The organism is Thermomonas carbonis, from assembly GCF_014396975.1.
Classification (GTDB): Bacteria; Pseudomonadota; Gammaproteobacteria; order Xanthomonadales; family Xanthomonadaceae; genus Thermomonas; species Thermomonas carbonis.
Map to the genome: position 1 here is coordinate 2112945 of NZ_CP060719.1, position 12146 is coordinate 2125090.

The following is a 12146-nucleotide window of genomic DNA, read 5'->3' on the forward strand; positions in this document are numbered from 1 at the left end:
AGCGAACCGCGCCGTTCAGTCGGCGATGCGGTGGCTTTCGCTGACGGCGGCCTGTTCGGGATGCGCGGCGGGTTTGCGCCGACCGGCCATGAGCCCCTGCGCGAACACCACGCCCAGGATGATCGCCACGCCGGCGTAGAACTTGCCGCTGAGTTCCTGCTGTTCGCCGAACAGGATCGCGGCCAGCACGATCGCATAGATCGGTTCCAGGTTCACCGACAGCTGCGCGGTGAACGCGGAGAGGTGCCGCAACGCGACCAGGCACAGCGCGAACGGGAACAGGGTGCAGGCCAGCGCCAGCACTACCAGCCAGAACGCGTCCATGCCGCTGGGCACCAGCAGCAGCGGGCCGGCGAAGGCGGGAACCAGCAGCGGCATCACCGGTGCGAGCAGGGTGAGCGTGATCGTGCCGGCACCGAGTTCCAGCGCGGTCACGGTGAGCGAGTCGCCGCCATCGACCATGCGCTTGTTGAGGGTGCCGAACAGGGCGACGAACAGCGCCGAGACCACGCCGGCCACGATCCCGGCATGCATGCCCGCGGGCACGCCGCCGACCACCAGCCAGATCCCCGGCAGCGATGCCAGCCCGAGCAGCAGGTCGCGCGGCTGGAAGCGCTGGCGGGTCAGCAGCGGTTCGACCAGCGCGGTCATTGGCGTGGCGAAGGCGATGCAGGTCGCGGCGACCGAGGCGTTCGACAGCTTGATCGCGCCGTAGAACGTCAGCCAGTGCAGGGCGACCAGCGCACCGATGCCGGCATAGGCCCAACGATGTCGCGGCGACATCGTGCGCACCCCGCGCCAGACCCGCGGCAACAGCGCCAGCGCGACGACCACGATCAGCATTCGCCACCAGACCAGCGGCAGCGCGGGCAGGGTGATCAGCTTGCCGAGGATTGCGGTGAAGCCCCACAGCAGCACGCACAGGTGGATCTGCCACAGCGCGCGGGTGGTGTCGCGGTTGCTCATGCGCGCATTATCGCCGGACGGAGGCGACGCCATGGGCCGCGAGTATCTCGATTACCTGCATGACCTGTTCTCGGCCTTTGCGCCGGTGACGACCCGGGCGATGTTCGGTGGGCATGGGGTGTATCGCGATGGCGTGATCATCGGCATCGTGATCGGCGAAATCCTGTACCTCAAGGTCGACGAGCAGACGCGCCCTGCGTTCGAGGCGCAGGACTGCGCGCCGTTCGTGTACGAAGCGAAGGGCAAGGCGGTGCCGATGAGTTACTGGACGGTGCCGGACGAGGCGCTGGACTCGCCGCAGGACTTCCGCCCGTGGGCACAGCGCGCGTGGGAGGCAGCGTTGCGGAAACCGAAACCGAAGCCGAAGAAGAAGGCGGCGAAGAAGAGCGAGACCATCAAGCGTTGAGTTAACCGAGCGAACCGCTCTGCTCGTCATTCCTGACTTCGCAGGAATGACGAGCAAAAGTTGGAGCTGTCCAGACATTCATCAAGAGTGCCGGATGTCGTTTGCCACCGTTTCGGTCCGCTTCTGCTGCGCCCGCCCCAGCCAGATTCCCAGCATCGCCCACGCCAGCGCCAGCGGTACCACCACGCTGACCAGCCCACCCAGTGCCAGCCCGAGCTTGCCGAGCAGGCCCTCGGTCTGAGCGCCCACGACATCGCCGGTGCGGTAGACGAAGGTATCGATGAAGGCCTTCGCCTTGTACTTGTCCTCGCGGCTGATCACGGTGAACAGCGCTTCGCGCGCGGGACGCGTCATCCCCCGCTGCACCGCCTTGTTCAGTGCTTCCAGCAGGATCAGCGCGGCGAAGGATCCGAAGATCGCCAGGCCGATGAAGCCCAATGCATTGGCGATCGGCAGCAGGGCCAGCGCGAAGGCCAGGCCGAAGCGGCGGATGATGTGGCCGGTCAACGTGAGTTGCAGCAACAGCACCGCGACCTGCGTCCACATGTCGATGTCGGCGAGCAGGCCGGTACGCGCGTCGAGGTCGCTTTCGGCGGCGGCGACCATCTGCAGGCGGGTGAAATAGATGAAGGTGGCGACGATCGTCATCGTCAGCACGTAGCCGGCGATGCTCATCAGGTAGCGCGACGCGAACACCGCGCGCAGGCCGGCCCAGGCGCTGCCACCGATGCGCTGCGATTCCTCGGTTACGTGCAACGACGCGGTGGTGTCATCGGGCGCGTGATCGCGGCGGATGCGCACCAGCACCCATGCCAGCATCGTGCCCAGCGACAGGAAGCCCGCGGCAAACAGCAGCAGCACGGGCGTGCCGAGCGGCTCTGCAAGCTGCGAGGCCAGCCATGGCCCGAAGATCGCGCCCAGCGTGCCGCCCACCGCGATCAGCGCGAACAGACGCTTGCCCTGTTCGCTGCTGAAGCGGTCGGCCAGCAGCGCCCAGAACACCATGGTCACGAACAGGTTGAACACGCTGAACCAGACGTAGAACACCTGCCCGCTGCGCGCACCCACCGCGCCCGGCGCGAACACCAGCAAGGCCCAGAAGGCGACCAGGCTCAGCGCGAAGAAGCCATAGGTCGCGCTGATGAAATGCAGGCGCTTGAACCGGCTCACCAGCCAGCCGAACACCGGGTTGACCGCCAGCGTCACCACCGCGGTGCCGATGAACAGCCAGCGGATGCTGTCGATGCCGCGCTCCATGCCCAGCGCATCGCGCGCCGGGCGCAGGATCATCAGCGCGGTGAGGATGCAGAAGAAGAACAGCGTGGCCACCAGCACCGGCGCGAGTTCGCCGCGACGGAGGTTGAACAGTCCGGCAATCCGCGCGCGCATCGACATCGGCTCAGGCGAACAGCGCGACGAGTTCGGCGTTCTGCGACGCGCTCAACATTGGCCCGATGCCGCCCTTGAGGTTGTCCGCCTGCCGCTCCGGCTTGCCGGTGGCCGGGATCACCACGGTCACCGCCTCATCGCTGATCGCGAAGCGCAGGAACAGCTGCGCCCACGAGGTCGCGCCGATCTCTGCCGCCCAACCGGGCAGCGGCATGTCCTTGCTGCGCGCGAACAGCTTGCCGTCGTCGAAGGCGCGATTGACGATCACCGCGATGCCGAGCTCGCGCGCGACCGGGAACACCGTCTTCGCCGCGGCCGGTGCCGAGACCGAATAGTTGATCTGCACGAAGTCGGGCTTTTCCTTGCGCATCAGCTCGGCAAGCTCGGCATGCGCGGAATCGCGGAAATGGGTCAAGCCGATGTATTTGGTCTTGCCCTGCGCCTTCAGTTCGCGCGCATACGGCAGCGCCTCGGCGAGGTTGCGCAGGTTGTGGACCTGCAGCAGTTGCACCTTGTCGGTGCGCAGGCGGCGCAGCGAATCCGCCCATTGCTGCTCCAGCGCGGCGCGGCTGTCGGCGGCCAGCTTGGTGGCCAGGAAGCAGCGCTCGCGCCAGCCGCCATCGGCCAGCAGGGCACCGACCACGTCCTCGGCGTTGGAGTAATTCGGGGAAGTGTCGATGACGCTGCCTCCGCCCTCGAAGAACACCTTCACCACGTCCTTGAGCGCGGCGAACTCCGCCGAATCCAGCGGTACCTCGTAGCTGCCCGAGGTGCCAACGCCGATGGAGGGCAGCATTTCGCCGGTGGACGGAATCGCGCGGCTGAGCAATACGCCACCCAACGGCACATGGTCGGCGATGGCACCGGTTGGTTTGGCGCGTGCCGTTTCCGGACGCTCCTGCGCGCAGGCCGCCAGCGGCAGTGCGGCGAGCGCGGCGCTGGCGAGCGCAGCGCGGGACAGGAACTGGCGGCGGGTATTCATGGCGTGCTCCTCCGGGGATGGACATCCAGCCTGCACAAGGCTGCGTTAAGCCGTTGCCGAGGCGAAGTGCCGGACGGCACATGCCGGCGGTTGCGGCTCAGCCGCGTGCCAACTTCGCCTGCAGCGCCATCGCCGCCGCCGGGTTGCGTTCCTTGGCGGCACTGATGAACTGGATGAAGACCTCGCGAGGCGTTGCGGGTGCCGCGTCGTCGACGATCTTCGGCAGATCGCCGGGCTCGCCGCCGCCTGCCCACAGGCGTGCGCGTGCTGCCCAGGCAGCGAGTTCGCCTGCCGGATAGCCGGTGGCGATGTCGCTGCGCGAGCGCATCAGTCGCGCGTACACGAAACCGGCAGTGACATCGGCGAACGAAGGGTGCTCGGGCGAATCGGTGAACACGGTGGCGAAGCCATGGGTGCGCGCCAGCGCGATGAAGTCGGCATCGATGAAACCGGCATCGCGCACGTCGAGCACATGCCGCAGCGCACGGCCATCGGCTTCGCGCGGCAGCAATTCGCAGAAGGCCTGGAACGAAACGCGTTCCAGTTTCAGGCCGGCATCGAACTGCCACAGCAGCGGACCCAACCGGTCGCCGAGTGTGCTGATGCCGCCAATGAAGTCCTCGACCTGCGGGCCGGTCTTCGCCAGCGCCTTCGACTGCATGATCCGCATCGGTGCCTTTGCCGAGAACACGAATCCTTCCGGCGTTTCGTCGCGCCACTTCGCATACGTCGACGGTTTCTGCGCGCCGTAGTAGGTGCCGTTGATTTCGATGCAGCTCAGGTGGCGGCTGGCGTATTCCAGTTCGCGACGCTGGACCAGGCCCTTCGGATAGAAGTTGTCGCGCCAGGGCACGTACGTCCAGCCGCCGATGCCGATGCGGATGCCATCCACGGGCTCGACTTGCCGCGTGGTCCAGTCATTGGCGTCGGCGGCGGTGTCGGGGAACAGGTTCATGCGTCGGCGTGTTCCGCCCACGGGTCGTAGCTGCCGAACCACCAGTAGTGGCCTTCCGGATCCTTGCAGGCGTAGCCGCGGCCGCCATAAGGCTGGTCGGCGATGTCGATGACGATGGTTGCGCCGGCGGCGACGGCGCGCGCGTAGTGCGCATCGGCGTCGGCCACGACCACGCAGGCGCTCTGGGTTTCGCGGCCGCCGATCTCGTCGGGCTGGACGATGGCCTTGCCCCATTCGCCGGCGTTGCTGGTCGAGCCCAGCATGACCATGCCGTTGCCGTAAACCAGCTGCGCGTGATGGACGGTGTCGCCATCGGCATACACGGCATTCTTCTGGAAGCCGAAGGCCTCGCACAGCCAGTCGATCATCGCCAGCGCATTGCGGTAGCGCAGGCAGGGAATGATGGTGGAGGTCGTGTTCGCGGGCTGGGACATGGCGAAGCTCCGGATGCGGGAAACGCGAGCGTACATCGCCCGTGCGATGCCGGCAGGCGTGACCTGTGGCCATCGACGCCGCCCGCCATGCTGGCGATACTCGCGAAATTGCACCCAAGGGATTCCGCATGCGCCTGCTTCCGCTCGTCATCGCCCTGACCGTCGCGCTTGCCGGCGCACCCGCGCAGGCGCAGCAAGCGCCGCCCCCGATCCGGATCGGCGACACCATGGCGCCGCTGGCCGCGTCGCTGCCGGATGCCGCGCGGCTGGCGCGCTTCGATGCCTTCGTCGAGTCGGTGCAGAAGCAATTCGACGTGCCCGGCGTGGCGGTAGCGATCGTCAAGGACGGGCAGGTGGTGATGCAGCGCGGCTACGGCGTGCGCAAGCTCGGCGAGCCCGCGAAGGTCGACGAACACACCATGTTCGCCATCGCCTCCAATACCAAGGCGTTCACCGCGGCCGCGCTGAACATGCTGCAGGACGACGGCAAGCTGAAGACCACGGATCGCGTCATCGACCATTTGCCGTGGTTCCGCATGAGCGATCCGTACGTCACTCGCGAAATGCGCATCCGCGATTTGCTGGCGCATCGCAGCGGGCTGAGCCTGGGCGCGGGCGACCTGCTTTACTGGCCGACCAGCAGTTACAGCACGCGTGAGGTCGCCGAGCGTTTGAAGGATGTGCCGCTCACCGGCGGTTTCCGCGAGCAATACGCCTACGACAACATCCTGTTCGGCGTGGCCCAACTGGTCGTCGAAGAGGCCTCCGGGATGCCGTTCAAGCAATTCCTGGACAGCCGCATCTTCCAGCCGCTGGGCATGGCCGAGACCCGCTACAACAGCGACGACCTCAAGCCCGGCGACAACGTGGCCACCGGCCACGCCAAGTTCGATTTCAAGGACCTGCGCCCGGTGGGCGTGACCAGCTGGCGCAACGTGTCCGGTGCCGGTGGCCTGTATTCCAGCGTGCACGACCTGTCGAAGTGGATGAACGTGCAACTGGCCGGGGGCGTGATCTCCGGCAACGGCGACAACGCCAAGCGCCTGTTCTCGGAGGCCCGCCAGCGCGAGATGTGGACGGTGCTGACCCCGATCCCGGTCGGCAAGCCCTCGGTGCCCGGACTCGCGCCGATGGCACCGAATTTCATGGGCTACGGACAGGGCTGGAACCTGTCCGACTACGCCGGCGAGCGGCTGGTCTGGCACACCGGCGGCTGGCCGGGGCAGGTGTCGCGGCTGACCCTGGTGCCCGGCGAAAACATCGGCGTAGTTGTGCTGACCAGCGGCGAGGTCGGCCAGGCTTTCCACGCGATCACCTATGAGGCGCTGGACATGATGCTCGGCCGCGGCGGCAACGACTGGCTACAGGCCTACGCGGAATCGTTCGCCAAGGCGCAGGGCAATGCCGACGAAGACTGGCAGAAGCACGTGGCTGCGCGCGACGCGACATCGAAGCCGTCGCTGGCGCTGGTGAAATACGCCGGCACCTACCGCGACCCGTGGTACGGCGACGTGCTGGTCCGCCAGGGGCCGAAGGGGCTGGAGATGCAGTTTTCGAAGACCGCGGAACTGCTGGGCGACATCGAGCACTGGCAGCACGACACATTCATCGTGCGCTGGCGCGACCGCGGTCTGAACGCGGACGCCTTCGTCAATTTCAGCCTGGATCCCGACGGCAGGATCCGCGAGATGCGGATGGAGCCGATCTCGCCGCTGACCGACTTCAGCTTCGACTTCCAGGACCTGCGGCTGGTGCCGGTGAAGTAACCCGCGTCAGCCGCCCGCGGCGTCCGCCGCGGCGGCTTCGGCACGCGTGCCCGGCTTGCTGGCGTGGCGTGGGATGTGGTCCTCGTCCAGCAGGGCTTCGATGCGGATGAAGACTTCGGCGCGCGAGAAGGGTTTCTTCATGAAGTCGTCGGCGCCGATGCGCTGCACGTAGAACTGCTCGGTGGCCTGCGCATTGCCGCTGATCATGATGATCGGCAGGTGCTTGGTGATCGGGTCGCGGCGCAGGGTGCGCAGCGCGTTGAAGCCGTCCATGCCGGGCAGGACGATGTCCAGGAAGATCAGGTCGGGCACTTCGCGACGGGCGATCTCGATGCCGCTTTCGGCGTCGAACGCTTCCAGGACCACCAGTTGGTTCTGCTGCAGCATGCGCTTGAGCAGGGCGACGATCGTCGGCGAGTCGTCGATCACCAGCACGCGCGTGCCGGGGCGGGCATGGCGGCGGTTGCGCTCGCGGCGTTCCGGGCCTTCGTGGTCGGGCTGGGCGGGTTCCGCGGGAGTCGGGGCCGCCTCGGCTTCGGCGGGCGCGGGTGCCTCGACGGGGACTGGGGTTGCAGGCTCGCGCGCCACCAGCGCTGGGGCGGTGGGCTGGACGGGTGCAGGTGCCGGTGTCTGGTTCGGCACCAGCCCCGGCGGCAACACCAATGGTTTCGCAACCGGCTTGGCGGCGGCCGGCTTGCGCTTGAAAAGATCGAAGAAGGCCACGCCGTTCCCCCTGGTTTGGCTCGGCCAGAGTTTAACCGAACGGCTTGCCCGGGCGGACCCGGGCAGCTGGCAGAAGCGGGATCAGCGGCGCGCGTGCTGATCTGCGGCCAGTGCGGACATCGCGTACAGTCGGGCGATGCGGCCCCAGGCCAGCGCCGCGGCGATGCCGCAACCCAGCAGCATCGCCAGCAGGAAACCGCCCAGGCTGTCACCGCCGGCGAACTGGCGCAGCCAGGCGAACAACAGCGCCAGCGCCAGTCCGATCACGGTGGTCACCAGCCAGGCCAGCAGCACCGCAACGGGTCGCCGGCACAGCAGCTTCAGGCCGCGCCACCAAGCCTTGATCGCCGAGCGCAGCCGGCCATCGGTGGCCAGCCAGCCGCGGCCGGCTTCGAGGCTGGCGTGGGCCAGCACGAACAGCACGGCACCGACCAGCAAGGCGATCTTGCGACCGCTGGCGAGCCCCGAGCCGTCGATCGCGTCTGCGTGCGCCGATTCGTTGGCACCAAGGATCATCGACATCACCAGCAGGGCCAGGCCCAGCGGGACCACCGACCACACCAGCATCCGCAGCATCGGGCCGTACTCGGCCACTGCGCCGCGCAGCAGGTCGCCGAAACCGGGGCGGGTGCGCGAACGGATCGCCGCGATGGTGGCGCCGGCCAGCAGCGGCGACAGCAACAGCATCAGGATCGCTGCGATGGTGGTGCTTTCGCCGAGCACGCCCAGCGGCGCGTTGCGCGACATCAGCAGGTCGAGCAGCAGGGTGGGGGCTTCACCGTTGGCGATCGCCTTTGCATGCGACGAATGGTTGAGTGCCTCCGCCAGCCAGTTCCATGCGGGCAGGGCGGCGATCAGGGCGCAGCCCAGGCTGGCGCCGATCCACAGCAGCCACAGGCGCCATTGCATGGCACCGCGCAGACCGTCGCGGAGGGCGGAGCGGACGGGAAGCGAAGTCGACAGGTGGTTGGGCATGGTCGGCACCTCAGACGAAGGACAGCAGCGCGAACAGCGACTGCAGGAACGAGGTGAAGTCGCCGAACCAGCGACGCGCGGCGCTGCCGTCGGCCTCGACCGTGCGGCTGTCGTTGAGTTCGGAGACATCGGTGCGGATCAGGTCGTCCGGATCCAGCTGCGCCGAGACCGCCTTGGCCGCGGTCACGAACTCGAAGCGCTGCCAGCTGCCCTGCGCGGTCACCGGCAGGTCGCGGTGGCTGCCGTCGGCGAAGCGCACGCGCAGGACCTGCGGCACCTTGTTGCCGTCGCGGCGCACGACCACGCGGGTCTTGTACGGGAACGCGCCCTCCCATTCCTTTGCGGTCGGATGCTTGGCCTTCCACGCGCTGCGGCGGTCCTCGACGGCCTTGTCCAGCGCCTTGCTGCCGATCAGGATTTGCTTGCCGGCATGCGTCCAGTAACCGGGCTGCGGCAGCAGTTCGGCGGTCTGGATGCTCTCGACCCGATCGTCGACCCGGCCGGTGCCGTAGATGAAGGCATCGAAATTGGCATCGACGATGTCGCGGCGGCCGGTGCCCTCAGCCAGCGCCTCGCGCAGGTCGGCGACCGACGGGTGGCGGAACTTCCAGCGCTGGTAATACAGCTTCATCGCGCGTTCCATCGCCGGCGTGCCCACCAGCGCCTCGATCTGGCGCATCACCGTGGCGGTGCGCGAATACACCGTGCCGTAGCTGCCGCTGGACAGCCTCGACCAGCTGTTGCCGCCCAGCGCGTCGGCCGGGTCGCCCAGGTTCGCGCCGATCCGCTCCATGTCGAACGGGGTCAGCGTGGTGCCGATGCCGAGTGCGCGCAGGAACGGCAGGGTCAGGTGCAGGTCCTGCTTGCGCGCGGTCATCATCCGCTGGTCCCAGTACTCGTTCATGCCCTCGTCGAGCATCGGCTCCTCGAACTCGTTCGAGGCCAGGATCCCGTAGAAATAATCGTGGCCGAACTCGTGAATGGTCACGAAGTCCAGGGCGAAACGCCCTAGCGTGCCGGGCTCGTCCTGGCGCGTGCTGTCGGCGGTGAAGAAGGTCGGGTACTCCATGCCGCCGGCTTCGTCCGCGCCGTACGGCGGGACCACCGCGGTGACCGTGCCGTACGGATAGGGACCCAGCGTGTCGGAGAAATACTTGAGCGAATCGATCGTCGCCTGCAGCACCGGTTCCGCGTTGGAGGCGTAATCCGGGGTGTACAGCACGCTGACCTGCACCGGCCCGTTGGGTCCGTTCCAGGTCTTCACCAGCGGCTTGGCGTAGCGGCTGTCGGCGGTCCAGGCGAAGTCGTGGACGTCATGCTGCACGTAGCGATGGGTGACCTTGCCGGCCTTTTCCACCGGCGTGCCGGTGAGCGCGCCGGTGGCACCAATGGTGTAGCCCTTGGGCACGGTGAGGCGCACATCGAAGCTGCCGAAGTCGGCGTAGAACTCGCTGTGCAGGTGGAATTCGTGGGCGTTCCAGCGCGGCGCGGCGGCACCGCGCTCGCCCGGCAGTTCCAGCACCGCGACCTTCGGGAACCACTGCGCCACCAGGTGGAAGGTGCCGTAATAGCCGGTGCGCGCGACCACCCGCGGCAACTGGCTGAAGAAGTCGATGTCGAGATTGGTCGTGGCACCTGCCGCGACCGGGCGCGGCAGGTCGATCCGGACCACGCTGCGGTCGGTCTTCGGGCCGCCGTCGGGCTGGACGAAGGTCCATTTCGCCGCCGCGCCGTCCTGCACGACCTTGTCCAGGCGGATGAAGCCGAATTCACCGTCCTTGGTGTCGACGTTGCTGCGGAAGCCGCTCTCGCTGGCCCGCTGCTCGGTCATGAAGGTGCTGCCGGGCCCCTCGAAGCCGTTGAGGTACAGGTGCACGTACAGGCTGCACACCGGCTGCGCGCTGCGGTTGCGCCAGGTCAGGACCTGCTTGCCGTCGATGCTGTGCTTGACCGGGTCGAGTTCGGCATCGATCGAGTACGACACCGTCCGGTTCGACAGCGTCGCTTCCTTGCCGGTGCGCGGCCCGCCCCAGGCATCCGCGGCACTGGGCACGCGGACTGCGCCGGCATCGGCCCCGGCCAATGCAATCGCCGGACACGCGCCCGTGGTGGCGAGCGGGGCAGGAGAGGTGGCAGGCACCTGCGCATTGGATGGCAGCGTCCAGGCAGCGCTGAGCGCAAGCAATACGGCGGCGGCACGGAAACTGTGCATGGGCGGGTCCGGCGGGAAGCGAAGCAGAATCCCTAGCGTGTGCGATCCGCAGGGGCGTGGCAACATGCCGACAGTCACGAATCCGGGGAGATATCCGCATGACCATCCACGCAGGCGGCTGCCATTGCGGCGCGATCGCATTCACCCTGGAAGGCGACATCGACACGGTGATCGATTGCAACTGCTCGATCTGCCGCCGCCGCGGCCACCTGCTGGCGTTCTTCCCGCGCAGCGCGCTGATCCTGAAGACGCCGGACGCCGATATCGCCAGCTATACCTTCAACAAGCACGCGATCCGCCACCGCTTCTGCCCGACCTGCGGCATCGGCCCGTTCGGCGAAGGCACTCATCCGAAGACCGGCGAGGCCACCGTCGCCGTCAACGTGCGCTGCCTGCCCGATGTTGACCTGGCCAGCCTGACCGTGATCCCGTACGACGGTGCCAGCCTCTGACAACCCCGCCCGGCGCATGCAGGCGTTGGCGGTTCGACCGGGCGAATGCCCCTGCGATGGAATGACGATGGCGACGAGTCGAGCGCGATGGTGTCTGGTTGGCCTGCTGGCGTCGCTGGTGGCCTGCAGCAAGGGAACCCCGATTGCGGCGGAGGAGGCCGGGGCTGCAGGGGCTCCGATGCGTGCCCAGTCGATGGCGGATGCGGCATCCGCGGAACCCGCGGCGATGCTGGCCTACGAGCATGATGCCCGGATCGAGCTGCAGGCCGACCGCATCGCCGCGCGCCTGCAGGAAGCACGCAATGCCTGCAACAGCCGCCGCTTCGGTGCCTGCGTCGTCCTCAATGTGCAACAGCAGGGCGGCGAGCATGCGTCGGGAACGCTGGGCATGCGGATGGCGCCGGCGGCGGTGGAGCCGATGATCGCCTTGGCCAGCGCGGGCGCGCGATTGGGCAGCCGCAGTACCCGGGCCGAAGACCTGGCCGTGGTCGTGCGCGACAACAGCCTGGCGCAGGATCGCTTGCGCAAGGAACTCGTGCGCCTGCAGGAATTCCAGCAGCGCCGCGATCTGGCGGTGGCCGACATGATTGCCCTGTCGCAGCGCATGGCCGAGGCCGAAGCGCAGTTGCAGGCCGCCGAGCAGGAAGGCGCGCAGCACCGCCGGCGCATCGATACCCAACTGCTGACCCTGCAGTTCCAGCCGCCGGGCAGCGAGGCCGGCCGCAATGAAGTGGCGCAGGCGTTGCGCGACTTCGGCGGCATCCTCTCGCTGGGCACCGCGTGGCTGATCCGTGCCGCTGCCTTCCTGATTCCGCTGGTTCTGGTCATTGCCGTGCTGGTGGGTGGCGTGCGCAGATGGCGCGCACCACGGAGGACAAAGGGTTAG

The 12146-nt window shown here is 67.7% G+C and carries 12 protein-coding genes; 4 read left to right on the forward strand and 8 right to left on the reverse strand.

Features of this window, described 5'->3' with window-relative positions; genetic code table 11:
* Nucleotides 1–15: 15 nt before the first annotated feature.
* Complete coding sequence (locus H9L16_RS09725; protein ID WP_187551522.1) at nucleotides 16–966, reverse strand: DMT family transporter; 951 nt, start codon at nucleotides 964–966, stop codon at nucleotides 16–18.
* Between the two features lie 31 nt (nucleotides 967–997).
* On the opposite strand from H9L16_RS09725, the gene H9L16_RS09730 reads away from it, so the two are divergent.
* Nucleotides 998–1372: a TfoX/Sxy family protein gene (locus H9L16_RS09730; protein ID WP_187551523.1), complete on the forward strand. Its 375-nt coding sequence runs from the start codon at nucleotides 998–1000 to the stop codon at nucleotides 1370–1372.
* Nucleotides 1373–1453: 81 nt separating this feature from the next.
* On the opposite strand, the gene H9L16_RS09735 is transcribed toward H9L16_RS09730, so the two are convergent.
* From H9L16_RS09735 to H9L16_RS16210, 4 genes are all read right to left on the reverse strand, one after another.
* On the reverse strand, nucleotides 1454–2767 hold the full coding sequence (locus tag H9L16_RS09735; RefSeq protein ID WP_187551524.1) for an NTP/NDP exchange transporter: 1314 nt from the start codon (nucleotides 2765–2767) through the stop codon (nucleotides 1454–1456).
* A 4-nt stretch (nucleotides 2768–2771) separates the two neighbouring features.
* The gene (locus H9L16_RS09740; protein ID WP_187551525.1) at nucleotides 2772–3743 is read right to left on the reverse strand and encodes an aldo/keto reductase; all 972 of its coding nucleotides are present in this window, start codon (nucleotides 3741–3743) and stop codon (nucleotides 2772–2774) included.
* Nucleotides 3744–3840: 97 nt separating this feature from the next.
* Nucleotides 3841–4698: a DUF72 domain-containing protein gene (locus tag H9L16_RS09745; protein WP_229796604.1), complete on the reverse strand. Its 858-nt coding sequence runs from the start codon at nucleotides 4696–4698 to the stop codon at nucleotides 3841–3843.
* Nucleotides 4695–5132 carry a VOC family protein gene (locus tag H9L16_RS16210; RefSeq protein ID WP_229796603.1) on the reverse strand — a complete coding sequence of 146 codons (438 nt, stop codon included), beginning with the start codon at nucleotides 5130–5132 and terminating at the stop codon, nucleotides 4695–4697. Before H9L16_RS16210 ends, H9L16_RS09745 begins: the two co-directional genes overlap by 4 nt.
* 128 nt (nucleotides 5133–5260) lie before the next feature.
* Between H9L16_RS16210 and H9L16_RS09750 the strand changes: the two genes are divergently transcribed.
* On the forward strand, nucleotides 5261–6898 hold the full coding sequence (locus H9L16_RS09750) for a serine hydrolase (protein WP_187551527.1): 1638 nt from the start codon (nucleotides 5261–5263) through the stop codon (nucleotides 6896–6898).
* A gap of 6 nt (nucleotides 6899–6904) precedes the next feature.
* Here the strand turns inward: H9L16_RS09750 and H9L16_RS16535 are convergent, their stop codons facing one another.
* The 3 genes from H9L16_RS16535 to H9L16_RS09765 all read right to left on the reverse strand — a co-directional run bounded on the left by H9L16_RS16535 (nucleotide 6905) and on the right by H9L16_RS09765 (nucleotide 10808).
* The gene (locus H9L16_RS16535) at nucleotides 6905–7621 is read right to left on the reverse strand and encodes a response regulator (RefSeq protein ID WP_425507193.1); all 717 of its coding nucleotides are present in this window, start codon (nucleotides 7619–7621) and stop codon (nucleotides 6905–6907) included.
* Nucleotides 7622–7702: 81 nt separating this feature from the next.
* A complete protein-coding gene (locus H9L16_RS09760) occupies nucleotides 7703–8596 on the reverse strand; it encodes a hypothetical protein (RefSeq protein ID WP_187551528.1) in 894 nt (297 codons plus the stop codon).
* A 10-nt stretch (nucleotides 8597–8606) separates the two neighbouring features.
* On the reverse strand, nucleotides 8607–10808 hold the full coding sequence (locus tag H9L16_RS09765; protein ID WP_187551529.1) for a M1 family metallopeptidase: 2202 nt from the start codon (nucleotides 10806–10808) through the stop codon (nucleotides 8607–8609).
* Between the two features lie 98 nt (nucleotides 10809–10906).
* On the opposite strand from H9L16_RS09765, the gene H9L16_RS09770 reads away from it, so the two are divergent.
* Nucleotides 10907–11260, forward strand: a complete 354-nt coding sequence (locus H9L16_RS09770) for a GFA family protein (protein WP_187551530.1) — start codon at nucleotides 10907–10909, stop codon at nucleotides 11258–11260.
* 67 nt (nucleotides 11261–11327) lie between these two features.
* Entirely contained in the window at nucleotides 11328–12146 is an 819-nt protein-coding gene (locus tag H9L16_RS09775) for a DUF4349 domain-containing protein (protein ID WP_187551531.1), read from the forward strand.